Source organism: Paraburkholderia sp. J67 (assembly GCF_905220265.1).
Taxonomy (GTDB): domain Bacteria; phylum Pseudomonadota; class Gammaproteobacteria; order Burkholderiales; family Burkholderiaceae; genus Paraburkholderia.
The window spans coordinates 23857-50419 of sequence record NZ_CAJMZK010000022.1 but is presented as its reverse complement, the minus strand read 5'-3'; the positions used below and the strand labels follow the sequence as shown (position 1 = coordinate 50419).

The following is a 26563-nucleotide window of genomic DNA, read 5'->3' as shown; positions in this document are numbered from 1 at the left end:
GGCCATGTTGCCGGGTCGCGCTGCCCCGGTATGCCCCCCCCGAGGGGGGGCAAGATGCGTTTCGCGTGATTTCGCCGATTCGTTCTGGCGCTTTTTGGGGAACACCCTGGGCCCGCGCGCGAAGCACGGCCACGTCGCGCGGATCCTCTGAAAACCCCGTCTAACGGGGCGCGCAGCCGTTCGGCTATAATCGACTGGCCTTCAATCTGGGGCACGCCATGCTGATTCCCGTACCCCCGCAAGAACAAACGAACTTCCCGCTGTCGTTCAAGACGCTCGGCCATGTGATCGAAGCCGTTGGCACGCCTGACTTCGTGCCGCGCCTCACGCTCCTGCTCAACGAGGTCGTGCCGCTGAACGTCGTCCATATCGAACGCTCGCGCGCCGACACCAGCCTGCCCACGGGCTTTCGCTGCGAATGGGTAGGCAGCGGCGGCGTGGGCATGGACTCCGGCACCATTTCGGAAGTGATGACCCTCTACTACGATCGCTTCTACGAGAGCGATCCGCTGTTTGCGGGCATTCGCGGCAAGATCGGCACGATGCTGGTGGTGCGCGACATCGGCGCGATCCCGCCGGGCGAATTCCGCCAGCGGCTCTTCGACGAAGCGCTCATCGCCCATGAATGCGTGCTCGCACGCGGCACGCGCCACGCCCAGCACTCGATTGCGCTCGAACGCGCGCTGCATGCGCCGCCCTTCTCACTGGCGGAGATGAACCGCTTTCGCCACGTGAGCGACTTCCTGTTCCCGCTGCTCGAACTGCACGCCTCGACGAGCGCGGCCCGGCGCGTGGCTCATCCCACCTCGTATCTGCATCCGCTTGCGCAATTCGATGCGCGCATCGCGGCGGAAGGCGTGAAGTTGTCCAAGCGCGAATACGAAATTTGCGCGCACCTCATCACCGGCAAGACCGTGCCCGAGTCCGCCGAGATACTCGGCGTGCGCCCCGCCACGGCCGAGTCCTACGTGAAGCGGGCGTTTGCGAAGCTGGGCGTGCGGACCAAGCGCGAACTGATCGGCTGGGGGCCGGCTTGCCCACGTCTCGCGGCGCTGTAACGGCCCGCTCGCATCGATTGGCGTCGATGTGAACATCTCAACTTCGTGATTTGCGCGGCGCGCGCGTCGCCTACCATCTGCCGATCGCTTCAATTGCATTTCATTTGATAGCCGCTAACGATCGGAGACATCCCCATGCAACGCGAACTTAACCAGCCGCTCGGCGGCAACGACATGCCGCGCTTTGGCGGCATTGCCACGATGATGCGCCTGCCGCAGGCGCAGACCACCGAAGGACTCGACGCCTGCTTCGTGGGCGTGCCACTGGACCTGGGCACCTCGAACCGTTCGGGCGCGCGTTTCGGACCGCGCCAGATCCGCTCGGAATCGGTGCTGCTGCGCCCCTACAACATGGCTACGCGCGCGGCGCCGTTCGATTCGCTGCAGGTCGCCGATATTGGTGATGTCGCAACGAATCCGTACGATCTGAAGGATTCGGTTCGTTTGATCGAGGAGGCCTATGATGCGATCGTTGCTAATGGGTGCCGGCCGATTACGCTGGGTGGCGACCATACGATTGCCTGGCCTATTTTGCGTGCGTTGCACAAGAAGTACGGCAAGGTCGCCGTCGTGCATATCGATGCTCACGCTGATGTGAACGACACCATGTTTGGCGAGAAGATCGCGCATGGGACGCCTTTCCGGCGTGCTGTGGAAGATGGCCTGCTTCAGTGCGATAAGGTTACCCAGATCGGCCTGCGTGGCACGGGTTATCACGCCGACGACTTCGACTGGTGTCGGCAGCAGGGCTTCACCGTCGTGCAGGCCGAAGAATGCTGGAACAAGTCGCTCGCTCCTCTTATGGCGCAGGTGCGTGAACGTGTGGGCGATACGCCCGTTTATCTCAGCTTCGATATCGATGGGCTTGATCCGGCTTTTGCGCCGGGCACTGGAACGCCTGAAGTCGGTGGGCTCACCGTGCAGCAAGGGCTCGAAATTATTCGCGGTATGAAGGGGCTTAATATCGTCGGCGCCGATCTCGTTGAGGTTTCTCCTCCTTACGATCAGGCCGGTACTACCGCGCTCGTTGGCGCTAATCTCGCTTTTGAAATGCTCTGCGTTTTGCCGGGCGTTAATTATCGGTAAGCTGCCTTTTTTTTGGCATTTCCTTGTTTTCTTGTCGGTCTATTTGCGTCGCCCCTGTGCGGGGCGGCACCTACTTTTCTTTGCCGCGGCAAAGAAAAGTAGGCAAAAGAAAGCCGCTCACACCGCCAGTGTGACGCAGTTCACAAACCGCCGTTTAGGGGGAAAGGTATAGGAGCGTCTGTCACCTCGCACCTTCCAACGAAGTGACAAAGGGCTCATTCATCCCGCTGCTCGCTCTGCGCGCAGCGGTCGGGTCTGCAAGGGAAACCCCTGTTCTAATGGCATTTTCGCGAATTCTGGCAAACCTTCGGTTTGCCGTTATGCCCCACGGGGCGCGCAGCGCCCCCGGATGTATGACGGCTTTGTCACTTTGTTATGTGGTGCGAAGGAACAGACGCCCCTATACCTTTCCCCCTAAACGGCGGTTTGCCGACTTCGTCACACTAGCGGTTTGAGCGGCTTTCTTTTGCCTACTTTTCTTTGCCGCGGCAAAGAAAAGTAGGTGCTGCCCCGCACAGGGGCGACGCTAATAGACCGACACGAAAACAAGGAAACGCGAAAAAGGAAGCGAACCACAAAGACAGACCATGAAGCAAACCGGAGACAGAGTCATGCTCACCCTGCTGGCAGAAGAGAAACTGTTCACGCTACCTGCGGCGACAATCGCGGGCCACGCGCACCAGAGCGCACACGCGGACACATCAACGCCAATCCACAACGCATCAACAGGCGCAACAATCGGCTGGCAACAACAAGCCAGCGCAGCGCAAATTGACGCCGCCGTGCGCGCAGCACACGCAGCGCTGCCCGCCTGGCGCGCGACTGCCGCCGCCACCCGTGGCGATCTGCTGAAAAAAATCGCAGAACTGATCGAATCAAACCGAGACCGTCTGGCGGAAATGCAAATGCAGGTCAGCGGCAAACCGCCCTTCGAGGCGGGCCTCGACGTGAGCGACGCAGCGGCCACCTTCGACTACTACGCAGGCCTGTGCCGCGACGCGGCCCTATTCGCGCCTGAAGCGATCGACCTCCCCGACCACACCATCACCGGCGAGCGCTTCTACGAATCCGTCGGCGTAGCCGCCCTGATCGTGCCGTGGAATTTCCCGATGGTCACGACAGCATGGAAAATGGCCCCCGCGCTGGCCGCAGGCTGCACCGTCGTGCTCAAGCCTTCGGAATTCACCTCGCCGGTCGAGCACCTGCTGGCTGCAATCATCGCCGAAGCGGGCGTGCCGGATGGCGTCGTGAATCTCGTCAATGGCGGCGGCGCAGTGGGCGCGCAACTCACCACCCATCCGCTCATCGACAAGATTTCGTTCACGGGCAGCACCGCCTCGGGTCAAAAGGTCATGCAGGCCGCCGCACAGGACATGAAGCGCGTCACGCTGGAACTGGGCGGCAAGTCGGCGCTGATCGTGCGCGCCGATGCCGATATCGAGGGCGCAGTCACGCTCGCCGTCGGCGGCGCATTCGCGAATGCCGGGCAAATGTGCTCGGCCACGGCACGCATCCTCGTGCACGACGACGTGTACCGCAAGTTCATGGCCACCTTCGAGACGGCAGTGCGCTCGATCGTCGTCGGGCCGCCTACGGGCGCGGACGTGACGATGGGGCCGCTCGTCTCGGCCGCGCAACGCGATCGCGTCCAGACGCTGCTCGCGCAAGGCGTGGACGCAGGCGCATCCGTGGCGTTCTCGGGTCAGCTCGACAGCGCCTGCGCCAACGGCTTCTTCATGGCGCCCGTCGTGATCGCGGAGCCAGCGGCGGACAATGTGCTCTGGACCGACGAAGTGTTCGGCCCCGTCGCCTGCGTGAAGTCGTTCCGCACCGACGAGGAAGCCATCGCACTCGCCAACGACACGCGCTATGGTCTGGTCGCGACCGTCGTAACCGCCGACAAGGAAGCAGCGCGCCGCTACAAGTCGCAACTGCGCGCGGGCCTCGTATGGATCAACACGCCGCAACTGATCTTCCCGCAGGTGTGCTGGGGCGGCCTGGGCCTGAGCGGCATCGGCCGCGAACTGGGTCTTGCGGGTCTGCGGAGTTATCAGGAACTGCGCCACGCAATCGCCGACGCCAACTAACGCGCACGCATTGGCGCTTTCGTCTCAATCCCGCGCCAGACCCGTCTGGCGCTCTGGCGCGGGAGTCACGAGCATTGCGCAACACGGCACGATGCACAGCAGGCCCATTAGCATCCAGAACGATGTTTCGAGGCCCACGGCCTTCGCAACGAAGCCCACGGCGGCCGGGCCTACCAGCACGCCCGCGTAGCCGGTCGTCGTGATCGCCGCAATGGCGAGCGCAGCGGGCATCGTCTGCTGCGCTCCCGCGCGGCGGAACAGCACCGGCACGATGTTCGAGGCACCCAGGCCGATCAACAGAAAACCCGCCATCGCCAGTACGGTGACCGGCGCAACCAGCAGCACCGTGAAACCGGCCACGGCCACCAGGCCACCCCAGATCAACGTCGCACGATCGCCGATGCGCGCCGTCACCGCGTCGCCCGTCAGCCGCCCGAACGTCATGGCGATGGCGAACAACATGTAGCCGAACCCGCCCTGTGTCGCGGTAACCAGCCCTTTGCCCGTGATCAGCAGCGCGCTCCAGTCGAGCAATGCGCCTTCGGCCAAAAACGTGATGCCGGTGAGCGCCGCGATCAGCAGCACGATGCCGCGCGGCACGACAAAGAGCGGCCCGCTCGCGGCCTGCACGGCACGCAACAGGCGCGGCCGGGCGATCAGCATGGCGATCAACATCAGCACCGAGCACAGCACCGTACTTTCGAGCGCGCCAAGATGCAGCGAGAGCAGGAACGTCATGAACGTGGAGCCCGCAAAGCCACCGACACTAAAGAGCGCATGAAAGCCCGACATCAGCGGCTTCTTTGCGGCGCGTTCCACTTCGACGGCGTGGACGTTCATCGCCACATCGAGCGAACCGAGCGACGCGCCGAACACGAGCAGCGCAAGCCCAAGCGAAATCGGCGTGGACGCGACCGTGAGCAGCGGCAAAAGCAGCGCGAGCGCGATGCCGCTCGTGACGATGATCGGCTTGCTGCCGTAGCGCGCGCTGAGCGCGCCCGTCGCCAGCATGGCCACCACCGAGCCCATGCCGATGCACAGCAGCAACATCCCGAGCGTGCCGTCATCCACGGCGAGACGTTGCTTGGCGAACGGCACCAGCGGCGCCCAGCAGGCGATGCCGAAGCCGCCCACGAAGAAAGCGAGTCGGGTGGCGAGGCGCGTGGCGGGACGATCGGCGAACTCCATCGGCGGGTACTCCAGAGAGAGGGTTAGTCAGACGCGCTTGAATGGCCTGCGGGACGCTGCGCTTGCAGCACGGCGGTGCCCGCCTGCTCGAGCGCCGCGATCTGCGCGTGCGGCATGTCATGCTCGACGACCACGCACGCGATAGCGTCCAAAGCGGCGACGCGATGCGATGCGCGCGCATCGAGTTTGTCAGTCGTACTGAGAATAAGCGAATGGCGGCTGCTCGCCAGGACGGCGCGCTTGAACACGGCGTCCGCGAATTCGTAGGCGCTCACGCCCTCTTGCGCCGACACCGCGCACGCGCCCAGGAAACAGCGATCGATATGCAGGTTCTGCACGCTCGCCACCGCCATCGCATCGACGCTGCCGCCCACCACCGGATCGACTGAGCCGCCCACCATGATCAGGCGGATATCGGCGCGCCGCAGCAACGCGGCCGCAATGTCGATGGAGTTGGTCGCGACGGTCAGTTCGTGGTCTTCGGGCAGCGCCTCGACCAGCGCGAGGTTGGTGCTGCCGGTATCGAGAAACAGCAGTTCGCCGCGTTGAACCTGCGCCGCGGCGGCCCACGCGAGCGCCTGCTTGCGCTCGCGCGCCTCGTCCATGCGCACGGTCATGGGCGCCGATGCAGGCGAAACAGGCAGCGCGCCGCCATAGACGCGCCGGCAGCGCCCCTCGGCCGCGAGCGCACGCAGATCGCGGCGAATCGCGTCCTCGGATACGGCGAATTCGGCAGCAAGCGTAGCGGCAACGACCGACTGGCCAGCGGCCAGGCGGCTCGCGATCAGTTCGCGGCGCGCGATGGGAATGTCATCAGTCATAGCCCATGATAACGTGCATAAACGAGAATGTAAACGTGCACAAACGTGCACACAAACCTTGCACGATCGGTCGTCATACAAAGCCCTTATACCCAGGGTTTACGCGTATTCGACACCCGATTCAAACGCGTACATTTCGTTTCCTCCACGAACTTTGGTACGCGAATGCGCCATGACGCGTACCGCCCGAATCTAGCCGCACTGAAAACCTCGTCGCGCTGAAAGCCGATATCGACAACTAGCGCTGGGCGGGCGTACCGTTCTTTTTGCGCTGACGTGGCGCAGCGGCGCTCGCCGCCCGCTACTCAAACTGGAGTCACAACGATGAACCCATCCGCCACTGCGCCGCGCCTGCTCGCCGACATCGGCGGCACGCATGCGCGCTTCGCGCTGACGTCGCGCCCCGGCTCGATTGAATCGGTGCGCGTGTATCTGTGCGCCGACCATGCGGGCGTCGAGGATACGATCCGCCTCTACCTGCGCGACACCGGCATCACGGGTATCCAGCACGCGGCCATCGCGATCGCGAATCCGGTCGACGGCGATCAGATCAGGATGACGAATCATCCCTGGGCGTTCTCCATCGAGGCGACACGCCGTTCGCTCGGCTTCGACACGCTGCTGGTCGTCAACGATTTCACCGCGCTGGCGATGGCGCTGCCCGCGCTCACCGGCGACCACTGGGTCCCGATCGGCGGCGGCGCGCCGCGCAAGGACGCGCCGATCGGCCTGCTCGGGCCGGGCACGGGGCTGGGCGTGTCGGGCCTCGTGCGCGGACCCGACCGCTGGATTGCGCTGGCAAGCGAAGGCGGCCACATGAGCTTCAGCCCGATTGACGCGCGCGACGACGCCGTGCTGGCCTACGCGCGCCGCCAGTGGGCGCATGTGTCGTTCGAGCGGGTCGCCGCCGGGCCCGCGCTGAGCCTGATCCACGACGCGCTGGCCGAAGCGCGCGGCGCAGACTTGCCCAGGCTGTCGCCCAGCGAGATCACGACGCTCGCGCGCCACGGCGACGAAGCCGCAATCAATACGCTCTCGTGCTTCTCCGGCATCCTGGGCACGCTGGCCGGCAATCTCGCGCTGGCACTCGGCGCGCGCGGCGGCGTGTTCCTGGGCGGTGGCGTGATCGAGAAGTGCGGTGCAGCGTTCGACGCGAAACTGTTCCGCGAACGCTTCGAACAGAAGGGCCGATTCGAATCGCTGCTCACGACGATCCCCACCTATCGCATCACCGCCGCCAATCCCGCGTTCATCGGCGTCGCCAATCTGCTCGCCGAGCATCTCGGTCCGGGCCATTGACAACCCGCGCATCGAAATAATTCGCGGTCCTGATCGTTAAACCAGGACCGCTGAGCTATTTTTCCTTCCAGTCAAATCGGTGTCGTCAGAACTTGGTGTGCATCCCAATGCGCGCGACGAGCTGGTTCTGCCCATCGGACACCGCACCCGTGCCCGTGATCGACGCCAGTGAATCGCCGCTCGCGCGCTGATACACGCCCATCACATACACGCTGGTGCGCTTCGAGAGGAAGTACTCCGCAATCGCCGCGAACTGGTGGCCGTGCTGCGTGCCCACTACGCGATTGCCCTTGGTGTACGCGTAACTGCCGCTCAGGCTGAAATCCGGCCGCACGAGCCAGTTCACGCCGCCGGTCAGTTCGTAGATCATCCCGCCCGTCGTCGCGTTGCGGATCGCTTCGTACATGCTGCTCACGCGTACCGTACCCAGTTGATAGCGCGCGCCGATACCCCACTTGTCGAGATCGACCTGCGGCCCCGCACTGCCCGCCGTGACCGGATACTTGATCATCGAATACGCGGCATTCGCGCCGAAGCCGCCCGCCAGATAATTCAGCGAGAAACTCGTGCCGTTGCCCGTACCCGCCGAACCGGCCACGTTGCCGAAACCGTACATCGCGCCAACCGAGAGGCCCGCGAAGGTCGGTGACAGATACTTGACCGAATTCGCGATGCGCCCGGAAGCGCGATACCAGTCGCTATCGGCGTTCGAGTTCGACGGCAGCGTCAGGTTCTGGAACGGGCCACTGAACTGGCCGTAGAGGTGCCCGACGTAGAGCGCCGGATCGTTGCCGGTCGCGTACATCGCGTCATTGATGAAGTCGTACTGATTGCCGAGCGTGAGCGTGCCGTAGTGGTCGCTCTGCAAACCGACATACGAGGTCCGCGTGAAAAGGCTCTGCGTGCCGACGATCTTGCCCGAGTACAGGAAGAACTGGTTGGTCAGGTTGAAAATCGCTTTCAGGCCGCCGCCGAGATCCTCGGTGCCCGTCAGGCCCCACAGATTCGGCCCGTTGATGCCGTCGCTCGCCGACACCAGACTCTTGCCACCGCTGTTGCTGACGTAGGACACGCCTGCGTCGATCATGCCGAACAGCGTGACGCTGCTCTGCGCGTGCGCGCTCGCACACGTCAGTAACGCCGCCGTGGCCAGCGTGCCGATAACTGTCTTTTCCATCCTCAAAGTCTCCAGACCTTTTGCAAGTCGATTGTGTGTCGTCATGCAAGCATCGAAGTGCCTGCATTGGGGAATCGGTCACGGCTTTTCGCGCCACCGAATTACTTCGAACTACTTACATTAACCAATGAAGAACCGCCGTTGTGTACGGCGAGACAGACCGACTCAGTGGCCGGCTTCCAGCGCGTCCTGGGTCCCGGGCGCGGCGATGTCCGCTGGCGCGCGGCGGTGATTCAACGCATAGAGGCCTGCGAAACACGCGAACGCAACGAAGCAAGGAATCGACGCGACCTTGAGCAGCGCCGGCAGCGACAGCCCGAGCGCCAGCAGGAAGCTGCCGCTCATCGAGCCAAACACCGAGCCGAGCCGGCCGCAGCCCACGGTCCAGCCGATGCCGGTCGCGCGCGCGGAGGTCGGGTACAGATAGCTCGCGAGAATGCTGACGCCGGTCACACACGCGCCGCAGGCCGCGCCGACGAACACGATCACCACCGCGGCGGCCACCATGTGATCGGCGACGTTGCCGATCACGATCAGCCCGAGCGCACCAACGAGCGCCGCGCCGATCAGGCAAAGGTAGCGGTTGTAGCGATCCATCAAGCGGCCGATCACGAGACTGCCGCATGGCGAGCCGAACAGATAGAGGCTCAGCAGCAGCGAGATTTCGCGCATCGAATGCGCGCCGGCGTGCAGCAGGATCGGCAGCCAGTTCGTCACGAAGCTGACGACGATCATGCTGAAGAACGAGGCGAGCCAGAGCACCAGCGTGCTGCCCGCCAGCCCGGCGCGGAACAGGTCGAACGCGGCGACGGACTGGCGTCGCGTCTCCGGTGCCGTGAGCGTCAGGCCGCGCGTGTCGATGGCCGGATCGATGCGCTGCACGACGCGCAGCGCGCGGCGCTGGCCGTTGGCGCGGCCGAGCAGGAAGCGCACCGATTCCGGCACCCACAGCACGATCGCCACGAGCAGCGCGACCGGCAGCATCCCGCCGATCAGGAACATCGTCGACCAGCCCGCCTCGGGAATCACCGTGCTGGCGACTGCGCCAGCTACGATCCCGCCGATCGGCACGCCGCAGCCGAGATAAGCAAGCTGCGTCGAGCGGCGGCCACGCGGACACATCTCGGCGATCAGCGCCATCGCGGTCGGCCCCGCGCCGCCGAGACCCAGCCCGACCAGGAAGCGCAACACCACGAGCAGATGGAAATCGCGGATCGCGGCCGATACGAGCGTGAAGCCGCCGAACAGCACGACGGTCACGATGAGGATGGTCTTGCGGCCGAGCCGGTCCGCCAGCGACACGCACAGGAACGCGCCTATCGTGAGCCCGGCGAGACCCGAAGCGAACAGCGGCCCGATGTCCTTTGCGGCCATATGCAGCTCGCCGGCCAGGGCCGGCGCGACATAGGCGATCATGCCCGAGTCGAAACCGTCGAGCACCAGCACCGCGACGCAGATCGCAACGACGGCGCGCTGAAACCACGACATCGACCGCTCGTCGATGAAAGTCTGCACATCGAGGGTCCGCGCAGTCACGGCGCCCGGGGAATGCGAATCTCGCAAACTCATGGTTGATGTCTCCAGTCTTTTATTATGGGTGCCAGCCGGACGTTCCCGTCCGGCCCGAATTGGCGCAACGCTGCGCGGCGCGATTAGAGCCGGCCGGCCGCGTGTTCCGCCGCGATGAACTCGCACGCGCGCGCGGTCAGCGCCATGATCGTGAGCGTCGCGCCGCTACAGCCGCCAGTCGGGAAACAGCTGCCGTCCGTCACGAACAGGTTCGGCACGTCCCACGCCTGGTTGTGGCCATTGAGCACCGACTTCTGCGGGTCCGAGCCCATGCGTGCGCCGCCCGTCTCGTGAATCGCCGCGCCCATCGTCATGCTTTGCTTGAAGTAACGGCGGAACAGCATCCGGCTGAACCAGTCGGCTTCCGGAAACGCGCCGCGCCCGCTTTCCTGGAGCCCGAGCGCGGAGCCCGAGAACTCGACTTCGAGCCCGGCCGCTTCGACCATCTCGCGAATCGCGCGCGACTGCTCGCGCAGCATCGCCAGCTCGTTGGCCGACATCGCGCAGGTGATGTGCGGGATCGGTTGGCCCCAGGCGTCGCGTTGCTGGTGATTGAGCGTGATGGTGTTGGTGACGCTCGGCAGCATTTCGCCAAAGCCCATGATGCCGAACTTGGCCGGTTGCCCGTCGCGCGAGAACAGCCGGCCGATCGTGCCCTGGAACGCGAAGCCGCGCACGAAGCCCGGATTCGCGTGCCCGTTCAGGTTCTCGAAGCGCGGAATGTACACGCCGCCCGACGCCCCGTAAAACGGGTCCGGCGGCAAGGTGTCGTCCACCTCAAACCCGGTGCGGCCCGGCACCGTGCCGATGATCAGGTTCGGCACCTGATCCATGAAGTAACGCCCGAGCGTGCCCGAGCCGTTCGCAACACCGCCCGGCGCATGCGGCGCGGCCGAATTCAGCAGCAGACGCACCGATTCGATGGTCGAGGCGCACAGCAGCACTGCCTTGCCCGACACCGTGTGGCGCTCACGCGTCTTGCGGTCGATGAACTCGACGCCGGTGGCCTTTTTCGTCGACGGATCGGTGATCACGCGCGTGACGATCGCGTCGGTGCGCAGCGTCAGACGGCCGGTTTCCTTCGCTGCCAGCATGCCGGCCGGCACGCGCCGCGCATTGGGCGGCATATAACGCCACGCGACGGCATGACGCTCGGGCCAGTGCGTCTCGGTCTTCTCCTTGAAGTCGCGCTCGGCGGCCGTGAGCTTCGACGGGCCCGCAAACTTGCCGTTCGGCAGGTTCGGCACGTCATCGTTACAGCCGCGCACGCCGAGGAACTGCTCGACACGGTCGTAATACGGCGCGAGATCCGCGTACGAGATCGGCCAGTCTTCGCCGTAGCCGTCGCGCGACGCCGCCTTGAAGTCGACGTCGGACCAGCGCATCAGCACGCGGCCGAACGTGTGCAGACGCCCGCCTAGCTGCTTGCCGCGAATCCACAGGAACGGCGCGTCCTTCGGCGAGCTATACGGATGCTCGCGGTCGTTGACGAACAGATGCTTGAGTTGCTTGCCGTAGAACGCCACGCGCGACTGGATCGGCTGCCCTGAAGCGGCCGCGCGGATGCGCGCCCACAACTGGATGCCCTTCTCGCGCGGTCCCTTGAAATCCGTCTTGAAGTCGTCGGTGCTGATCGCGCGTCCCGCTTCGAGCACGATCACATCGAGCCCGCGTTCGGTGAGTTCCTTCGCCGCGATACTGCCTGCCGCGCCCGAGCCCACCACCACGACGTCATATTGCCTGGTTGCCATCGCTTCCTTCCATCCTGTACTAGGCCAGCAAAAACGATACTTTTCGTATCATCATTGCATTCGACCATCAAACATCGTTTATTTTGCAAATGATCCGGGCATGCCGAAGCACGCCTTAGCGGTTCTGCGCGAAGGCCGCGTCGAAACGCTGGCCCGGCAGCGGCCACAGCAGCGAGCGCACGAACTTCACCGCGCGCGCGGCGCCTTCGGTGCGCTCCATGCCCGCGTCTTCCCATTCGATCGAAATCGGTCCCGCGTAGCCAATCGCGCGCAGCGTGCGAAAGGCGTCTTCCCAGGGCACATCGCCCTGCCCCGTGCTGACGAAATCCCAGCCGCGCCGCGGGTCGCCCCACGCGAGATGCGAGCCGAGCACGCCCGCGCGGCCATTGGCCGGGCGCACACGCGTGTCCTTGCAATCGACGTGATAGATGCGGTCGCGAAAGTCCCACAGAAAGCCGACCGGATCGACGTTCTGCCACATCATGTGCGACGGGTCCCAGTTGAAGCCGAACGCGGACCGGCGGCCAATCGCGTCGAGCGAGCGCACGCTCGTCCAGTAGTCGTAGGCGATCTCGCCCGGATGCACCTCGTGCGCGAAACGCACGCCTTCGCTATCGAACACGTCGAGGATGGGGTTCCAGCGCGCGGCGAAATCTTCGTAGCCCGCGTCGATCACATGATCGGGAACGGGCGGAAACATCGCGACGTATTGCCAGATCTTCGAGCCGGTAAAGCCAACCACCGTATCCACGCCGAGCTTGCGCGCGACTCGCGCGGTCAGCTTCAGCTCTTCGGCGGCGCGCTGGCGTACACCTTCCGCCTCGCCATCGCCCCACACCTTCGCGCGCACGATGCCCTGATGACGAAAGTCGATCGGATCGTCGCAGACGGCCTGCCCGGCCAGATGGTTCGAGATCGCGTAAAGCTTCAGGCCGTGGCGATCGAGAATCTCGCGGCGGCTCGCCAGATACGCGTCGTCCTCGGCCGCGCGCCAGACGTCGAGATGGTCGCCCGAGCAGGCGATCTCCAGGCCGTCATAGCCCCACGACGCCGCCAGCCGTGCGACTTCCTCGAACGGCAGATCGCACCACTGGCCGGTGAAGAGCGTGACCGGATTCGTTTGTGTGTTCATGGCATTCCTTGTCTGGATCAGGTCACGTCGGCCGCGTCGTTCACATCGACCCACTGGCCGGTCTGCGCCGAGCGGATCACCGCGTCGACGATGCGCGACGAACGCAGCCCATCGGCGAAAGTCGGCACGCCGTCGACCGCCTGGCCCGCAACGCGCGCGTACGTGTCGGCAACAAAATTCTCAAAGCACTGCGCGTAGCCCTGCGCGTGGCCGGCCGGCAGATGCGAGAGCCGGCGCGCGTCTGCCGCGCCTGCGGACGGATCGCGCGACAGCACTTCGGCCGAACCCTGGCTGCCGAGCCACACCGTCTCCGGATGCTCCTGATCGAACACGGCCGAGCGGTGCGCGCCGTCGAACTCGAACCACAGCCGGTTCTTGCGTCCGGCGGACACCTGCGACACCGTCACCGTGCCGAGCACGCCCGACGCGGTACGGAACATCACGCTTGCCGCATCCTCCGTATCGACGCGTTGAAGCGGCCCAACGCCATGCGCACCACCGAACGACGCGCTCGATTGCGCGGGCCGCTCGGGCACGGTGATGGTCGTCGCGGCGCTCAGCGACGCGATGCGCTCGCCGGTCACGAATTCCATCAGGTCGCACCAGTGCGAGCCGATATCGGCGAAGGTGCGCGACGGGCCGCCTTTGGACGCGTCCACGCGCCAGCTGGTCGCCGTCGGGCTCAGCAGCCAGTCCTGCAGATAGCTGCCGTGCAGCAGTTGCCAGCGGCCGAATTCTCCCGCCTGGGCGCGCGCACGAATCTCGCGCACGAGCGGGTGATAGCGATAGACGAACGGCACCGTCGCAATGCGATCGAGCTGCGCCGCGTAGTCGGTCAACTCGCGCGCGATCCCGCTCGATACCGCCAGCGGCTTTTCGCAGATCACATGCGCGCCGGCATCGAGCGCGGCGATCGTATGCTCGGCATGCAAGCCGTTCGGGCTGCAAACGTGCACGACATCCGGCGCGAGTTCGCGCAACGCGGCGAACGAGTCGAACGGCGCGGTGCGCCAGCGCGCGGCTACTTCCGCCGAGCGCGCGGGGCTCGACGCCATCACGCCGACCACGCGCGCGCCCGCGAGCAGGGCCGCACGACGATGGACTTCGGCGATCATGCCCGCGCCCAGAATCACCACGCGCGGAGCATCGCGGCCATCACCGATCGGAAGAGAGGAAGCGTTCGTATCTGTCATGGTTCAATCGTGTCATCGAGCGTTGCGAACGCAACGAACGCCGGATCGCGCACACTGGCCTCGGTCAGCACGCGCAGGCTGCCGTTGTCGGCGTCGACGGCATACGCGCGCACGACGTTGGCCGGGCGGTCGGCCAGCAGCAGGAACGCGCCACCCGGTGCAAACGTGAAATTACGCGCGGCGAGACCCGGGTGAATCGACTTCGCGAGCGGCACGCTGCCTTCGCGCGTGAGCCGCCCGGCCGCATCGACCGAGAACCACGCGAGCGAGTCTTCGCCGCGATTGTTCGCGTAGACAAAGCGCCCTTGCGGATGCACGCGCACCTCGGCGGGCTCGTTCAGGCCCGCGTGCGTGGCGGCGGTCGTGCGGCAGCGATCGAGCAGCGTCAGCGCGCCGGTTTGCGGATCGAAATCGAACGACGCGAGTTCCGAAGCGAATTCGAGCGTCACATACGCACGCGCGCCGCTCGCATCGAACGCGATATGGCGCGGGCCGGTTTCCGGCGACATGACGAAGGTCTGCGCCAGTTCCAGCGTATCGCCGAGCCGGTACACGAGGATCGTGTCGGTGCCCTTGTCGCAGACGATCACGTAGCGGCGCGACGGATCGATCACCGCGCAATGCGCGTGCGGGCTCGCCTGCGCGTGGCCGCCGTTCTGCGGCGAACGGTTCGGGTCCATGCCGTGGCCGGTCAGGACCTTCAAGTCAAGGATCTTGCCGAGCGCGCCGTCCGCTTCGATGCCGTACAGGATCACGGTCGAGTCGTCGTAGACGAATTCGCTGGTCCACTCGCCATCGGCGCCGCGCACCACGCGCTCGACGTGCTGAAAATCGCCGTGATTCGCGCTCACCAGCCGCCCCGCCTCGTCGTCGAGATCGAGGAAGGTCGGGCGCGGGCCGGGCGCGACGCGCGAATTGCGCCACGTCAGGCGGCCATCGCGCGGGTCCACCGCGAACGCATGCACGCGCGCTTGCGGCTCGACCGGGCCACGGCCGTCGGTCTTGCGTTCATCGACCGCGTACAGCATCGCGCGACGCGGCGACCACGCCAGATAACCCGCCTCCAGCACCTCGCGCGCGTGGCTCGTCTCAGTCAGCGCCGTGCCATCGGCGGCCACGTCGAATACGTGGATGCCACCGCCCTCGTAACGCGTGGTGTTGCCATACGCGCCAACGTAGGCGATCAGCCGGCCGCCTGCGCGGCCCGGGTTCGCGGCGCCGCTCATGCGCCGACGAGCCGTTGCAGCATCTCCTGATGCCGGCGCACCTGCTCGACCTCGCTCATCAGATCCTCGCGCCGGCCATCCTGGAAGTAACGCTGTCCTTCGTATTCCGAATTGATGTAGCCATCGAACCCGCCCGCCTTCAGCGCATGGATCGCCGTGGGATAGTCGATCGAGATGTCCTGGAACTGCCCGTCCGCGCCCGGCACCGGCGACATGTTGTAGAACTTGCCGTGCACGCCCACCACGTGTTTCGCAAGCTGCCGCAGCGTCTCGCCGGAGGTACGCGACATGTTCAGCGCTTCCGCGACCACCGTGTAATCGAGCGGCTGCGCATGATCGATCCGCTCGTCGGCAAAGCGGCGCACGCCGTCGAACAGCGTCTTGAGATCGGCCTCGCAATCGCCGGTCGTCAGATAGCGCGTGAACGCCGAGCGCACATTGCCGGCCGTGTGCTTCGCCGCACCAGCCGCGCTAAACGGCGCGTCGCCGGTTTCGAGCAACAGCGACAATTCGATCGCCGTCGCCCCAGCGCTCGGCTGCGCGCCGCGCCGTTCGTAGGCCGCGATCAGCACTTCGGTCGGGCGGGTCTGGAAGATGCCGAGATCCGGCACGATGCCCAGATGCCGCGTACCGGTGCGTTCGGCGAATTCGACGATTTCGCTCACCTGCTCGCCTTCGAGGCGCATCGGCTGATGCACTTCCTTGCCCAGACGAATATCGAGCGCTTCCGCCAGCGGCAGCGCCTTCAACATCACGTCGAGCGGCGTGACCGACAGCACGCGCACATTGCTGAAGCCGAGGAACTTCGCCAGATGGATATCGTGGCGCAGCCGCTCGGCGCATTCGTCGTGCGTCATCACGTGATCGCGGAACTGCAGCACGTCCATGCCAACGTCGAGCGTCACCGGCGTCAGGCCGTATTGCTCCATCCAGTCGAACCAGGTGCGCACGAACTGGCCGCCCGGATTCGGGTAGTGCAGCGACATCTCGTCGATCAGTTCGATGCCGTCGGCGCCCGGCAGGTTCTCGCCCACTTCGCGCAGTTGCGCTTCCAGGTCGAGATCCTTCATGAACTGCGATTGCTGGTAGCTGTAAAGGGAAACGCCTCGTTTGATCGCCATGTGCGTCATGCCTCCGCGGCCAGTTTCAGGTGATAGGTAATGATCTGCGGCGCCTTGTCGGAGCCTGCGCCGGTGCCCGGTTTCGGCGGCTGTTTCACCCACGCTTCGTCGGTCGGCAGATAGCCATAGGCAGCGAGCACCGACTGCTGGAAGCGCACCGCGTGCTCGCCCGGCTTCAGGCCGCCCGGCGCCGCGACGTGCAGGATCGCTTCGTCGTCGTAATGCCAGTGCTCGTAGACCGCGCCGCGAATCGTGTCGAACGAGCGCGGCGGCTTGCCGTTGATCTCGAAGGTCTGCGCATCGACCGGATACTCGACGCCGTCGACCTCGATGAAATAGCCGTTGTGCAGCGACAGAAAGCAGCCGCGATAATTCGCATGACGAACCGCCAGCGAGAAGCCGACGATCTGGCCGTCGCGCGTCACGTTGCGCAGGCCGTCCGGTCGAATCAGAAAATTTTCGAACATGGCGATGAACCAGGAGTTGAGAAGGAAACGCGACGCTCAGCCGGCAGGCGTCGCGGCTTCGCCGCGCGTGTCACCACGGGTGTCACGGAAGCAGGTGATCCACAGCGTCGCGGTGATGACGGCGGCGATGATCGGCACGAGCCACACAGGCGCCCAGCCCGCCGCACCCGCTTCCGGATGTTGCGCGACCGTGACGCCGTAAATCGCGCCCGAGATCAGCGAACCGGCGGCCGCGCCAAAGCCAGAGATCGCAATGATCAGCCAGCTCTGCGCCTGCGCCTTCATGCGCGCGGGGGCGACGCGGTCGATATAGATCGCGCTCAGGATCAGGAAGAAGTCGTTGCAGATGCCGTGCAGCGCCACGCCGAAAATCGCCACCCACACAAGATGCTTCGCGGCGATCACGAACATCACGAAGCGCACGCCCCACATCGCCATGCCGACCAGCAAGGCCCATTTCATGCCGATCGCGTCGAGCACGAACGGCACGCTCGCGATGAAGATCACTTCGGATGCCTGACCGATCGCCAGCACCCCAGCGACGTTGCCGATGCCCAGCACGCTCAGATACGGCGACGCGAACGAGTTGTAGACGCCCAGCGAGATCGAGGTCAGGAATGCGCAGGTAATGAGGATGGCGAAATTGCGGTTGCGGAACAGCACGAGCGACTTCACGCCGAACAGATCGCCGATCGAGAAGGCCAGGCCGCGCGCCGGCGGCGGCGTCGAAGGCAGCGTGAACGAGTACACGCCGAGCACGAGGCTCACGACGCCCGCAACGGTGAACACACCGGTCGACGCCGACAAGCCCATCGAGCCGACGGCGAGCCCGGCGATCACCCAGCCGAGCGTCGCGAACACGCGCGTGTACGGAAACGCCTTCGGCATATGACGGAAGGTGATCGCGTTGCTCAGGCCAAGGGTCGGCTGGAAGCACAGCATGTACACGAAGATCAGCACCAGCGTGAGCGTGCCGTGCCCGGCGTGGATCACGTCGGGCAGCAGGAACATCAGCGCGCCGCCGAGCAGATGCGCCACGCCCAGCACCTTCTGCGAGGCGAAGAAACGGTCGCCGATCGCACCGAGGAAGATCGGCGAAATGATCGCGGCGAACGCGCCGAGCGAATAGGCGGTGCCGATGATGGTCGGCAGATGGTTGGTCGCGAGCACGAGGCCGAGCGTCGCAAACCACGAACCGAACACGATGAATTCCAGCAGCATCATGAGGCTCAGCCGCGCGAACATGCCGCGGCTGCCGCTTGCGTCGGCCTGATGTCCCTGAAGCGTGTCGCTCGACAGCGTTCCGCTGCCCTGACTGCTTGAATGAACCATTTGGGTTGTGTCTCCACAGACTATCTGTACGGCTGGATCGAACGCCGCTCGTTTTCACAAAATATGCACTATTCGAATCATCAACGCAACGACAAAAGATTGATCGTTTATTTTGTGAATTATTTTTACGCTCGATTCGGCCGATTTTCGGGGTAAACGCCAGGACGTTTTCGCGACAGCGCGACGCCGCAGCCGCCTTTAAAACGAATGCATGATGCCGATGAACGCGCCGGTCTGACTGTGCCCGGTCGGCGGATTGCCCGAGGCGACCGTCGTGCCCTCGGTACTGGTGGCAAAGATGGAGAAGTTGGCGGTCGCGCTGTTATGCACGGTCGCGAACTGCGCGCGCAGCGACGTGCGCTTCGAAAGCGAATAGATGCCGCCGATGCCGTACATCGTCGCATTGCCGCCCTGGTTGTTCGCGTTGACGTGGTACACGCCGCTCATCAGTTGCAGCGCCGTCGACACCTGCCACACTGCGCCGCCCCAGAAGTAATCGGTCGAGGTCGGCGTGCCGCCCGCGCTGCTCGCGCCCGAGGTGCGCGACGCCTGGTAGGCGGCCTGCAACTTGACCGGCCCGACGAACAGGTTCGCCGCCAGCGTGTATTCGCGCGAATAGGCGAACACGTCGCTCATCTGGCCGTTCGCATCGCGCGTCTCGTCGAACATCGCGCGCACCTCGACCAGCGAGTTCGTGTAGGTCGCGTACAGGCCGTCGCCGCGCCCTTGCGAGGTCGTGCCGTCGCCGTTCCAGTGCGTTGCATTCGAGAGCGAATATTGCGCCGCGAAATCGAAGCCATTCCAGCGCGGCGACGCGTAATTGACCGCGTTATTCGCCTCCGGCCAGTTGCGCCCGCGCACCAGCGACGCCGATGCCCACGGCGACTGACCGAACGGATCGAAATCCCAGACCGCGTTGGAAATGAACAACTGGTGGCCGACCGTCAGCGTACCGAAGCGGTCGTTCGCGACGGCGATGGTCGAGAAGCGGTTGAAGATGCCTTCGCCTGCGAGTTCGCCGTTGGTGGCGAGGAACTGGTTTTCGAGGTGGAACTGGACTGTGGTGCCGTTGCCGATGTCTTCGGTGCCCATCAGGCCGAGCATGCTGACGCCGCCGTCGCCGCTCTCCACCGAAAAGCGGCTGCTGCTGCCGGTGGTCTTGCCCGAGCCGGTTGGCATGCCGCTGGCGTACTCGATGCCGGCGTCAATGCGGCCGTACAAGGTAATGGACCCTTGCGCCTGCGCGGCCAACGGCAGCGCGCCCATCAGCAGTGCGCCTGCGAGCGCACCAGTTGTCATACGGGTTTTCATACTGTCTCCATGACCGCGCCGCCGTGCGGCGCATCGTTTTTATGTCCTGCGATGGCTCCGAAAGTAACACGATGTGAATCATTAACTCAATTCATCCAGCCATATCATTTCTTTATTGAATGATTTGGAGGTGCGAATTGTCATCGCTGTGTCGTGCGGTGGCGCCGCTACAGCAGGGGATTCATGGAGCGTGGGGAAAGGGTCGAGCCGTCTGGCCCGGAGAACTAACGCGTGTGCCCTGCGCCGGATTGCGTTATCCGGCGACAGGAACGAGGGCTAAGGACAGGCGGAGCGGCCCGCCCTCAAACCGTGGCGTCGAGCGCCTGCAAGGGCTCACGCCGCGCGTCGAGCATCCACGACGGCAGTTCGCTGAGGCCTTGCCCGAGGTCGCCCATGACGGTCGCGAGGCCGCCCAGCAGCGTCGCGTCGCCGCCAAGCTGCGCCGGCCGCAGTTGCACGGACGACGAGAACGCCGGTACGTTGTTTTCCTCGATCGCCGTCTGGATGCCGCCGAACACCAGCTCGCCGGCCGTCGCGAGCGTGCCGCCAACCGCGATCACGCTGGGCGCGAGGATCTTCGCCATATTGGCGAGCGCCCGGCCCAACTGCCGCCCTGCCTCGTAAAGCACGCGAGCGCAGATCGGGTCGCCGGTCTGTGCGGCGGCGATGACTTCGGCGAGCGAATCCTTCTGGCTCTCCGAGCCCTGTAGCGCGAGCAGGATCGAGCGCTCCGACGCGACCGTCGACAGGCATCCCCGGCTGCCGCAAAAGCAGACTGGGCCGGTCGAATCGAGCACGACGTGACCGATCTCGAACGCCATGCCATTCGCGCCGCGGTGAAGCTTGCCATCGACGACAAGACCGCCGCCAATCCCGACCGAGCACGCCACATAGAGAAAACAGTCGGAGCGCCGCCCGGCGCCCCAGGTCCACTCGGCGAGCGCGCCAAGGTTCGCGTCGTTGTCAACCGCAACCGGCACGCCGAGCGCTTCGCCCAGCATCGTCGCGATCGGCACGTCCTTCCAGCGCGGCAAGCGCAACGCGGCCCACGGCGCGATGATCCCGCCGTTCGCGCGGTCGATCGGCGCCTGGATCGCGACCGATACGCCCGCCAGATCGCCGACCGCCACGCCGGCGCGCGCCGCCAGCTCACGCACCAGGGTGACCACCGGATCGGGACCGCCGATCCGCGCCGGGTCGGTGATTTCCAGATCGATGCGCCGGTTGGCGCCGAACGCGAAAATCGCCCCGCTGACCGCCTGCGGCCCGACGTTGACCGAGACGATCGTGCCGCGCTTGGGCACCAGTTCGACGAGCGCCTCGCGGCCGTTGATCCACTGGATTTCGACGACGCCCTCGTCCTTGAGCACCTGCACGATCTTGTTGATCGCCGCGGGCGATAGCTCGGTGCGGCGCGCAATGGCGGCCTGCGACTGCGGGCCGGAGGTGCGCAGCAGGTCGATGACGGACTCGACGTTCAGATTGCGGCGGGCACGGGTGGCGCGACGCGGAGACGACGCGGACATAGGGGGAGCGGGCGTGTGGGACGGCATCCGGCGATGGTACTGTTTCCAAAGTGAACGATCAAGCTGACGGTAACGCGAGGACCGTACGCGATGTGGACTACACGATCAGGCGGCCGTGGCTAGCCATCGCTGTGGGCGGTTCACGTACAGAGTCGGCACAGGCCAGGGCTCCCGCGTTCGCCTGCGTGTTCGCCCCGTCATCGCCCGCATGCAGCGCGCGCACGATCCGCGCCAGCGCAGCTGCCGCCGCGCACGGCGCGCGATCGGCCCGCGTCGCCACGCCCAGATCGCGCCAGGTGCCCGGCAACGCCACGGGCACGCGCACGAGCGTAGCCGTTGCGGCCGGGTCTGCCGCCCACGCGCTCCTCACCACGCCGCATGCGGCGGCATCGTCGGCCACGCGTGCGGCAAGCTGCGCGGTGTCGCGTTCGATGGCGATCCACGGCTCGGTCACGCCGGCCTCCGCGAGCATGCGCAACAGCATCGGCAAGGCCTGCGCTTCATGCCGATCGACGAACCAGCGGATCGACGTGAGATCGCGCGCGCCATCGCTGACCGACGCGCACGACAGGAGCGGATGGCCGCGTCGCGCCACGAGCGTGAGCGGCGTGCCGAACAAGGGCTCGACCGCGAGACCGTCCTCGTGACGGAAATCGCGCAGCGCGCCCACGACCAGATCGACCTCGCGGCTTTGCAGCGTCGACGTGAGACCCGCAGTGGATCGCCCTTCCAGTTCGATCAGATCGACGTCGAGCCCGGGATGCACGCGGCGCAATACCGCCATCGCCCGTTCGAGCACGAGCGCACCCGCGCCCGGCAGCGCGCCGACGATCAAGCGGCCGTCGAGCGGCAGCCGTTGCGCGGAGAGATCGTCCGCGAGTTGAGCGGCTTCGTTCAACGCTGCGCAACTCGCCTCGCCCAGACGGTAGGCAAGATCCGTCGGCTCGAGCCCGCTTGTGCGCCGCTCGAACAGCGGCCGTCCGGCCTGGTTCTCCAGCGTCGCCAGCGCGAAGCTCACGGCCGGCTGGCTGATGCCCATCTGCCGCGAGACGACCGACATCTGCCGGCAACGGATCAGCCGCCCGTACATCTCCAGCCGCCGCGCGTTGAGCACCACCTGCGGAATGCCGCGCGCCCCGATCCGGCGACGCTCGACGTTCCAGACCGCCAGGCGCTCCATCACGGCGCGCACGCGCGGCATCATCGCCTCGCCGGCCGGACTGAGCACCGTGCCGCGCGACGAGCGGCTCAAGAGCGGCGTGCCGAACTCATCTTCGAGCAGGCGGATCGCGCGCGACACGGCAGACTGCGCCCGGCACACGGTACGGCCGGCTTCCATCATGCTGCCGGAGTCCACGACCGCCAGCAGCGTATTGAGCGACAGGAGGTTCACCATGGCGGCCTACGCCTCACACACCCGTACCGACGGCGACCGGCTGCGCCGTATCGCGTCGATGCGCGGTCATCATCAGGCCGGCGAACGCCGCACAAGCAACGAAGCACGGCACGGAGGCAAGCTTCAGGAGCGCGGGCACGCCCATTCCGCTGCCGAGCAGCACGGCGCCGCTCAACGTGCCGAACACCGATCCCAGCCGCCCGCATCCGGCCGTCCAGCCGATGCCGGTTGCCCGCGCGGCGGTCGGGTACAGGAAGCTCGCGAGAATGCTGGACCCGGTCACGCACGCCCCGCACGACGCGCCCACCGCCATCACGACGAGCGCGGCCGGGAGCAGTTGCGTCACGACGTTGCCGATCACGATCAGGCAGACCGCCGCGACCAGCGCGCTCGCCACCATGCACGCCTGGCGGTTCAGGCGGTCCATCAGAAAGCCCACGCTCAGGCTGCCAAACGGCGAGCCGATCAGGAACAGACTCAGCAGCAACGAAGTCTGCGCGGGCGAGTGGCGAGTCGAATGCAGCAGGATCGGCAGCCAGTTGGTCAGGAAGTAGACCACCATCAGCGTGCAGAACGAGGCGAGCCACAGCAGCGCCGTGCGCACGGCGAGGCCCTCGCGAAACAGATCGGCGACCAGCGCGCGCTGCGCCGTTTCCTGATGCGAGACAAAGGTCACGCCGCTGAAGTCCTCGCTGGGCGCGAGTCGCTGCATGATCGCGCGCACGGCATCCTGGCCCGTATGGCGCAGCAGCAGGAAGCGCACCGAATCCGGCACGCGCAACGCGATCGCCACGACCAGCAGGAGCGGCAGCACGCCGCCCACCACGAACATCGCGGTCCAGCCGAACGCGGGTATCAGTTGAGCGGCGACGAACCCGGCAATGCCGCCACCCAGCGGAATGCCGCAGCCGAGCCACGCAAGCTGCGTCGAGCGCCGCTCGCGCGGGCACATCTCGGCGATCAGCGCCATGGCGCATGGCCCCGCGCCGCCCAGACCCAGCCCGGCGACGAAGCGCAGCGCCACGAGCCACGACAGCGTGTGCGCAAAGGCAGAGACCAGCGTGAAGCCGCCGAAGATCAGCACCGACGCGACCAGCACGCGCTTGCGGCCGAGCCGGTCGGCCAGCGGCCCGCACAGAAACGCGCCGACCGTCAGACCGCCGAGACCGGCCGCAAACAGCGAGCCGAGCGCCTTCGGCGCAAGATGCAGGATGGCCGCGAGCGACGGCGCGACATAGGCGATCATCACCGCGTCGAAGCCGTCGAGCACCAGCACCGTGACGCAGATCGCCATCACGCCGAGCTGGTAAGACGACATGCGCCGTTCGTCGATAAAGGACTGGACGTCGATGACGCCGCCCGCCGTTGTGCCGATGCCCTTGCCTTTGCCAGTGGCGCCCATGTGTTGTCTCCTGATTGACGCCGTCTAGCGCGGCGCGTTTTGCGTTGCGTTTTGCTTGGCTTTGCCGCTAGCGGCCCGCGCAGGCGGGCTTCCCGGCGGCGTCGCACGCGCCGGCCGTCGTCAGCGCCGCGCCTTCGGCGCTAGCCTCCTGGGCGGCGAGGCGGTGCAGGATCTGCCGCATCAGCAGGCCCGGTTTGTCCGGCGCGAAGTTCAGGTCGAATTGCGGCTCGGTGTCCTGGGTGACCGCTTCCAGAATCCACTCAAGCGCATCGACGTCTTCCTGATACGCCTTCGCCGATGCCTCGTAGAGCCACTTGTCCGCGTCGGCATCGTCGAGATTGAAATTGCGGCTGTTGAACCACCAGTAGTGGATGCTGCCGTTCGTCTCGGGCGTGAAGATGTGCGTGATGTTGAAGCGATAGGTGCGCGGCGTGCCGCTCGGATCGTGGTTATCGACGATGCGCGCGTAGGCCGTGTGCAGCGCCGGCGACACGAAACGCGCGTCCGAGAAGCGGTCCACCGGCTTGCCGGTCAGCCCGGTCGGCACGCCATAGACGCCCGGCGGCGGCGAGTTGCGCAGTTCGCGGTCGATCACCACGGCGTTGCCTTCGACGCGCACTTTCAGCCGCGAGCGTGCATATTCCGGCGTGCCGATCGCACCGGGATGCAGAAACGGGAAATGCGTCTGGTCGAGCAGATTCTCGTGCATCGACACGTAGTCGGATTTCATATGGAACGTATCGCTCACGCTCTTCCATTGCGGGTCCGCCAGCCAGCTCGTATCCGGCACGAGCGTTTCGTCGGCGAGATCGGGGTTGCCCATCCAGATCCACACCAGCGGCCCGCGCTCGGCCGTCGGGAAGCTGCGCACGTTGGCGTTGGTCGGCACGATCGGCATGGCGGGCATGTTCACGCAGCGGCCCGCCGGATCGAACTGCATGCCGTGATAGCCACACATCAGGATGTCGCCGACCAGCTTGCCCTTCGCGAGCGGAAACGAGCGGTGCGGGCAGCGGTTGCGCACCGCGCAGACCTCGCCCGCGAGCGTGCGGTACAGCGCGACGTCCACGCCAAGCAGACGTCGGCTGATGATGTCGCGGCTCACTTCGTTGCTCGTCGCGGCCACGTACCAGCAGTTGCGCACGAGCGGCGTGGCGTGATCGGCAAAACCGCCGGGAGTGAAGCCCGGCACGTCGTAATCGTGACCGGCTTCGGCGTGGGAGAGTTGGCTCATGTCGTTCATAGCGTTTTCGTGATGCTGGTTTCGTGATGCCCTGGCAACTGCTTAGGCATCCAGAATGAGTTCCTGTCCGCAGGTACGGGACACGCAGATGCACATCGTGTCGCCAGCGGCTCTTTCGTCGTCGGTCAGATAGCGGTCGTGATGCTGCAACGCGCCGTCGCTCGAGACCACGCGCAGCGGGCACAGCCCGCATTCGCCACGGCGGCAGTCCCACAGCACCGGAACGCCCGCAGCGTTGAGCGCGTCGAGAATGCTCGCGTCCTCGCTGACGTGGATCGTTCTGCCGCTTTGCAGCAGCTTCACGTCGAACGCGTGGGTCTCGCCCGCCTGCGCCGCGCCGAACAACTCGCTGCGCACGCGCGCGTCGTCCCAGCCGAGCGTGCGGCCGGCGTCGTGGGTCGCCCGCACCATCGGCGCGGGGCCGCAGACGTAGGCCACGGTGCTATCCGGCTGCGCGCGCATGACGTCGACCAGATCGAGCACGCCCGCCTCGTCGCTGTAGTGGAAGCGCACCGCGTCGCCCGCGATGCGCGCGAGTTCGTCGTGATACGCCATCTCTGCGCGCGATCGGCCCGCATAGATCACGCGGAACGGCCGATGCCGACGTGCGAGACTGCGCGCCATCGACAGGATCGGCGTAATGCCGATGCCGCCCGCCAGCAGCAGCACGGGCGCGGCGGTGCGGTCGAGCGGAAAGTTGTTGTTCGGCGGCCCGATCTCCAGGCGCACGCCGCGCTCGAAGGTGCGGTGAATGTGGGCCGAGCCGCGCGTCGCGCTTTCGCGCTGCACGGCGATGCGCACCGTGTGGCGGGGATCGTCGCTCTCGGCATCGCCGCCGATCAGCGAATAGTGGCGCACGATCAGGCCACGCTCCGGCGACACGGTATGCACCGCGATATGCGCGCCCGGGCCGTATTCCGGCAGCGGCTTGCCGTCGACCGACGTCAGCAGGTATTCGCGCACGCGCCCGGTGAGCTCTCTCACGCGCGTCACCTCGACGCTGAAGTTGCTTCTTGCCATCTCGTCTCCTCGTGCTGCATGGGCGCCGGCCCGGCTCGCGTTGCCGGACGGCTGCATCGCGCCGGCCGCCAGCACCGGCGCGGAATTGCGGGATCACATGAGCGCACGGGCGCGGCTCGCCGGGCGGCAACCGCGACGGGCTGAGGCTGCGCGGTATC

General features: G+C 65.8%; 21 protein-coding genes. 4 read left to right on the top strand and 17 right to left on the bottom strand.

The features are described from left to right. Positions 1-218: 218 nt before the first annotated feature. The 3 genes from U5782_RS29975 to U5782_RS29965 all read left to right on the top strand — a co-directional run bounded on the left by U5782_RS29975 (position 219) and on the right by U5782_RS29965 (position 4231). The gene (locus U5782_RS29975) at positions 219-1058 is read left to right on the top strand and encodes a helix-turn-helix transcriptional regulator (protein WP_322047490.1); all 840 of its coding nucleotides are present in this window, start codon (positions 219-221) and stop codon (positions 1056-1058) included. Between the two features lie 135 nt (positions 1059-1193). Continuing rightward, a complete protein-coding gene (gene speB, locus U5782_RS29970) occupies positions 1194-2144 on the top strand; it encodes an agmatinase (RefSeq protein WP_322047489.1) in 951 nt (316 codons plus the stop codon). 611 nt (positions 2145-2755) lie between these two features. Next, positions 2756-4231 (top strand): aldehyde dehydrogenase family protein, encoded by a 1476-nt coding sequence (locus U5782_RS29965; RefSeq protein ID WP_322047488.1) that lies wholly within the window; start codon positions 2756-2758, stop codon positions 4229-4231. A 24-nt stretch (positions 4232-4255) separates the two neighbouring features. Here the strand turns inward: U5782_RS29965 and U5782_RS29960 are convergent, their stop codons facing one another. Together U5782_RS29960 and U5782_RS29955 are read right to left on the bottom strand one after the other, a co-directional pair. Then, positions 4256-5419, bottom strand: coding sequence for an MFS transporter (locus U5782_RS29960; protein WP_322047487.1), 1164 nt, complete (start codon positions 5417-5419; stop codon positions 4256-4258). A gap of 23 nt (positions 5420-5442) precedes the next feature. Further along, positions 5443-6240 carry a DeoR/GlpR family DNA-binding transcription regulator gene (locus U5782_RS29955; protein WP_322047486.1) on the bottom strand — a complete coding sequence of 266 codons (798 nt, stop codon included), beginning with the start codon at positions 6238-6240 and terminating at the stop codon, positions 5443-5445. A gap of 324 nt (positions 6241-6564) precedes the next feature. On the opposite strand from U5782_RS29955, the gene glk reads away from it, so the two are divergent. After that, on the top strand, positions 6565-7539 hold the full coding sequence (gene glk, locus U5782_RS29950; RefSeq protein WP_415914428.1) for a glucokinase: 975 nt from the start codon (positions 6565-6567) through the stop codon (positions 7537-7539). An 85-nt stretch (positions 7540-7624) separates the two neighbouring features. On the opposite strand, the gene U5782_RS29945 is transcribed toward glk, so the two are convergent. The 15 genes from U5782_RS29945 to U5782_RS29875 form a co-directional block, all read right to left on the bottom strand. Beyond that, positions 7625-8716, bottom strand: coding sequence for a porin (locus U5782_RS29945; RefSeq protein WP_322047485.1), 1092 nt, complete (start codon positions 8714-8716; stop codon positions 7625-7627). Positions 8717-8881: 165 nt separating this feature from the next. Next, positions 8882-10285 carry an MFS transporter gene (locus U5782_RS29940; RefSeq protein ID WP_322047484.1) on the bottom strand — a complete coding sequence of 468 codons (1404 nt, stop codon included), beginning with the start codon at positions 10283-10285 and terminating at the stop codon, positions 8882-8884. An 83-nt stretch (positions 10286-10368) separates the two neighbouring features. Next, entirely contained in the window at positions 10369-12036 is a 1668-nt protein-coding gene (locus tag U5782_RS29935; protein ID WP_322047483.1) for a GMC family oxidoreductase, read from the bottom strand. Positions 12037-12151: 115 nt separating this feature from the next. Then, entirely contained in the window at positions 12152-13168 is a 1017-nt protein-coding gene (locus U5782_RS29930) for a sugar phosphate isomerase/epimerase (RefSeq protein ID WP_322047482.1), read from the bottom strand. A gap of 17 nt (positions 13169-13185) precedes the next feature. Then, on the bottom strand, positions 13186-14361 hold the full coding sequence (locus U5782_RS29925) for a Gfo/Idh/MocA family oxidoreductase (protein WP_322047481.1): 1176 nt from the start codon (positions 14359-14361) through the stop codon (positions 13186-13188). After that, positions 14358-15587, bottom strand: coding sequence for a lactonase family protein (locus U5782_RS29920; protein ID WP_322047480.1), 1230 nt, complete (start codon positions 15585-15587; stop codon positions 14358-14360). The genes U5782_RS29925 and U5782_RS29920 overlap by 4 nt, the downstream gene beginning before the upstream one ends. Continuing rightward, positions 15584-16708, bottom strand: coding sequence for a hypothetical protein (locus U5782_RS29915; RefSeq protein WP_322047479.1), 1125 nt, complete (start codon positions 16706-16708; stop codon positions 15584-15586). Before U5782_RS29915 ends, U5782_RS29920 begins: the two co-directional genes overlap by 4 nt. A gap of 5 nt (positions 16709-16713) precedes the next feature. After that, positions 16714-17175, bottom strand: a complete 462-nt coding sequence (locus U5782_RS29910) for a C-glycoside deglycosidase beta subunit domain-containing protein (protein ID WP_322047478.1) — start codon at positions 17173-17175, stop codon at positions 16714-16716. Positions 17176-17211: 36 nt separating this feature from the next. Continuing rightward, complete coding sequence (locus U5782_RS29905) at positions 17212-18507, bottom strand: MFS transporter (RefSeq protein ID WP_322047477.1); 1296 nt, start codon at positions 18505-18507, stop codon at positions 17212-17214. A gap of 198 nt (positions 18508-18705) precedes the next feature. After that, complete coding sequence (locus U5782_RS29900) at positions 18706-19818, bottom strand: porin (protein ID WP_322047476.1); 1113 nt, start codon at positions 19816-19818, stop codon at positions 18706-18708. Positions 19819-20120: 302 nt separating this feature from the next. Further along, positions 20121-21344 carry an ROK family transcriptional regulator gene (locus tag U5782_RS29895; RefSeq protein WP_322047475.1) on the bottom strand — a complete coding sequence of 408 codons (1224 nt, stop codon included), beginning with the start codon at positions 21342-21344 and terminating at the stop codon, positions 20121-20123. Between the two features lie 97 nt (positions 21345-21441). After that, positions 21442-22740: a LysR family transcriptional regulator gene (locus U5782_RS29890; protein WP_322047474.1), complete on the bottom strand. Its 1299-nt coding sequence runs from the start codon at positions 22738-22740 to the stop codon at positions 21442-21444. Positions 22741-22753: 13 nt separating this feature from the next. Beyond that, on the bottom strand, positions 22754-24142 hold the full coding sequence (locus tag U5782_RS29885) for an MFS transporter (protein ID WP_322047473.1): 1389 nt from the start codon (positions 24140-24142) through the stop codon (positions 22754-22756). A gap of 67 nt (positions 24143-24209) precedes the next feature. Next, complete coding sequence (locus U5782_RS29880; RefSeq protein WP_322047472.1) at positions 24210-25385, bottom strand: aromatic ring-hydroxylating dioxygenase subunit alpha; 1176 nt, start codon at positions 25383-25385, stop codon at positions 24210-24212. A gap of 42 nt (positions 25386-25427) precedes the next feature. Next, positions 25428-26405 (bottom strand): PDR/VanB family oxidoreductase, encoded by a 978-nt coding sequence (locus tag U5782_RS29875; RefSeq protein ID WP_322047471.1) that lies wholly within the window; start codon positions 26403-26405, stop codon positions 25428-25430. Positions 26406-26563 lie beyond the last annotated feature (158 nt).

What these genes read in the sequence shown, in the direction of transcription:
- U5782_RS29975 (WP_322047490.1), top strand. Translation starts at nt 219, where the DNA reads ATGCTGATTCCCGTACCCCCGCAAGAACAAACGAACTTCCCGCTGTCG.
- speB (WP_322047489.1), top strand. Translation starts at nt 1,194, where the DNA reads ATGCAACGCGAACTTAACCAGCCGCTCGGCGGCAACGACATGCCGCGC.
- U5782_RS29965 (WP_322047488.1), top strand. Translation starts at nt 2,756, where the DNA reads ATGCTCACCCTGCTGGCAGAAGAGAAACTGTTCACGCTACCTGCGGCG.
- U5782_RS29960 (WP_322047487.1), bottom strand. Translation starts at nt 5,419, where the DNA reads ATGGAGTTCGCCGATCGTCCCGCCACGCGCCTCGCCACCCGACTCGCT.
- U5782_RS29955 (WP_322047486.1), bottom strand. Translation starts at nt 6,240, where the DNA reads ATGACTGATGACATTCCCATCGCGCGCCGCGAACTGATCGCGAGCCGC.
- glk (WP_415914428.1), top strand. Translation starts at nt 6,565, where the DNA reads ATGAACCCATCCGCCACTGCGCCGCGCCTGCTCGCCGACATCGGCGGC.
- U5782_RS29945 (WP_322047485.1), bottom strand. Translation starts at nt 8,716, where the DNA reads ATGGAAAAGACAGTTATCGGCACGCTGGCCACGGCGGCGTTACTGACG.
- U5782_RS29940 (WP_322047484.1), bottom strand. Translation starts at nt 10,285, where the DNA reads ATGAGTTTGCGAGATTCGCATTCCCCGGGCGCCGTGACTGCGCGGACC.
- U5782_RS29935 (WP_322047483.1), bottom strand. Translation starts at nt 12,036, where the DNA reads ATGGCAACCAGGCAATATGACGTCGTGGTGGTGGGCTCGGGCGCGGCA.
- U5782_RS29930 (WP_322047482.1), bottom strand. Translation starts at nt 13,168, where the DNA reads ATGAACACACAAACGAATCCGGTCACGCTCTTCACCGGCCAGTGGTGC.
- U5782_RS29925 (WP_322047481.1), bottom strand. Translation starts at nt 14,361, where the DNA reads ATGACAGATACGAACGCTTCCTCTCTTCCGATCGGTGATGGCCGCGAT.
- U5782_RS29920 (WP_322047480.1), bottom strand. Translation starts at nt 15,587, where the DNA reads ATGAGCGGCGCCGCGAACCCGGGCCGCGCAGGCGGCCGGCTGATCGCC.
- U5782_RS29915 (WP_322047479.1), bottom strand. Translation starts at nt 16,708, where the DNA reads ATGGCGATCAAACGAGGCGTTTCCCTTTACAGCTACCAGCAATCGCAG.
- U5782_RS29910 (WP_322047478.1), bottom strand. Translation starts at nt 17,175, where the DNA reads ATGTTCGAAAATTTTCTGATTCGACCGGACGGCCTGCGCAACGTGACG.
- U5782_RS29905 (WP_322047477.1), bottom strand. Translation starts at nt 18,507, where the DNA reads ATGGTTCATTCAAGCAGTCAGGGCAGCGGAACGCTGTCGAGCGACACG.
- U5782_RS29900 (WP_322047476.1), bottom strand. Translation starts at nt 19,818, where the DNA reads ATGAAAACCCGTATGACAACTGGTGCGCTCGCAGGCGCACTGCTGATG.
- U5782_RS29895 (WP_322047475.1), bottom strand. Translation starts at nt 21,344, where the DNA reads ATGTCCGCGTCGTCTCCGCGTCGCGCCACCCGTGCCCGCCGCAATCTG.
- U5782_RS29890 (WP_322047474.1), bottom strand. Translation starts at nt 22,740, where the DNA reads ATGGTGAACCTCCTGTCGCTCAATACGCTGCTGGCGGTCGTGGACTCC.
- U5782_RS29885 (WP_322047473.1), bottom strand. Translation starts at nt 24,142, where the DNA reads ATGGGCGCCACTGGCAAAGGCAAGGGCATCGGCACAACGGCGGGCGGC.
- U5782_RS29880 (WP_322047472.1), bottom strand. Translation starts at nt 25,385, where the DNA reads ATGAACGACATGAGCCAACTCTCCCACGCCGAAGCCGGTCACGATTAC.
- U5782_RS29875 (WP_322047471.1), bottom strand. Translation starts at nt 26,405, where the DNA reads ATGGCAAGAAGCAACTTCAGCGTCGAGGTGACGCGCGTGAGAGAGCTC.